Consider the following 991-nt stretch of genomic DNA (forward strand, 5'->3'; position numbering starts at 1 on the left):
GCTATCCGTGAAGGTGGCCGTACCGTAGGTGCTGGTGTTGTAGCTAGCGTAATCGCCTAATCGATTCGTTATATACAAACATGAAAAGGGGTGGCTTCGGCCACCCCTTTTATTTTTGGGGCTATTTATGGCCTGTGAGATACTGGGCAAAACCATTGATAGAGGTAGTTTCCGTGAGCAACCCCGCCATTTTTCTGGATCGTGACGGTGTCATCAATGAAGACACTGGCTATGTCAGCCAGGTCGATGATTTCCATTTTCTGCCCGGAGTCATAGACGCCCTGCAGCTCCTCAAAAAGAAAGGTTATCTGCTGGTCGTCGTCACCAACCAGTCCGGAATCGCCCGCGGCTACTTCAGTGAAGATGACTTCATGAATCTGACTGAATGGATGGATTGGTCACTGGCTGATCGGGATGTGGATCTCGATGGCATCTACTTCTGCCCCCATCATCCGGATCACGGCGCCCCCTGTGATTGCCGCAAACCGGAACCAGGCATGCTGCTGTTGGCGCAACAGGAACTGGGGATCGACATGAGTCGTTCCTATATGGTGGGTGACAAGCCCTCTGATCTGAAAGCTGCCATCAATGCCGGGATTGGTCACAAGATCATGGTCAGAACCGGTAAGCCGGTGACCGAAACGGGTAGTGCGCTGGCCGACGCTCTCTATGACAATCTGCACGATTTTGCTGTTGCGGTGCCTGCAGTGAGCTGATTTCGCCGGTTTAATATGCCAATTGGTGGCTTTGTGAGCGAACAAACAGCAAAAGCCATCTTTTTGCAATTATCTGCTTGCCAGAAAGAATCTGTTCCCTATAATGCGCCTCCATCGACAGGGCAAGCGGCAACGCAAACAACCTCGTCGATAACCTCGAAAAGCCTTTGAAAATAAGGCTTGACTCGAGAAGGCGGTTGAGTAGAATGCCACTCCCGCAGCAGCAAAAGCTGCGTCGCTCTTTAACAATTTGAATCAAGCAATCTGTGTGGGCA

At 51.1% G+C, this 991-nt stretch carries 2 protein-coding genes; one reads left to right on the forward strand and one right to left on the reverse strand.

Translation table 11 applies throughout. From position 1 onward, the window contains the following. Window positions 1–173 precede the first annotated feature (173 nt). Window positions 174–716 carry a D-glycero-beta-D-manno-heptose 1,7-bisphosphate 7-phosphatase gene (gene gmhB / locus L972_RS15265; protein ID WP_047439274.1) on the forward strand — a complete coding sequence of 181 codons (543 nt, stop codon included), beginning with the start codon at window positions 174–176 and terminating at the stop codon, window positions 714–716. A 10-nt stretch (window positions 717–726) separates the two neighbouring features. Here gmhB and L972_RS21970 read toward each other — a convergent pair. Then, window positions 727–991: hypothetical protein (locus L972_RS21970; RefSeq protein WP_231560932.1), on the reverse strand; the 265-nt coding region annotated here is incomplete at its 5' end.

The sequence above is a fragment of the Aeromonas sp. ZOR0001 genome (assembly GCF_000801015.1).
GTDB classification, from domain to species: Bacteria; Pseudomonadota; Gammaproteobacteria; order Enterobacterales; family Aeromonadaceae; genus Aeromonas; species Aeromonas veronii.